The sequence below is a fragment of the Planctopirus hydrillae genome (assembly GCF_001707835.1).
In the GTDB taxonomy this organism is placed as follows: domain Bacteria; phylum Planctomycetota; class Planctomycetia; order Planctomycetales; family Planctomycetaceae; genus Planctopirus; species Planctopirus hydrillae.
Window position 1 is genome coordinate 1 of sequence record NZ_LYDR01000126.1, and the last position, 306, is coordinate 306.

Genomic DNA, 306 nt, shown 5'->3' on the forward strand with positions numbered 1-306 from the left:
CTGATGGACCAGCAAAATAATTTTGCAGGCCAGCTTGCCTTAACTGCCTATCGAATACAGCAAAGTGATTTCCAGGCCGCGCAGGCCACTTTAGATCGAGCAAAAAAGCATAACCAGATGCATCCTTTACAGGTTTTATTCCAGACTGATATTTATTTAGCTCAGAACCAGCTTGATGCAGCTTTGGAAAGTGTAGCGTCAGCAGCGCGGATCATGCCGGAAAATCGAGCGCTCAATTATAAATATGCAGAAGTGCTGATTCGCGCCAAGCAACCCGATAAAGCAAAAGTTTTAGTGCAGCGATTT

Annotated in this window: 1 protein-coding gene; it reads left to right on the plus strand. The window is 44.8% G+C overall.

Annotation, left to right across the window (positions count from 1 at the left end; genetic code table 11):
• Nucleotides 1-306: tetratricopeptide repeat protein (locus A6X21_RS25910; protein WP_131818362.1), on the plus strand; the 306-nt coding region annotated here is incomplete at both ends.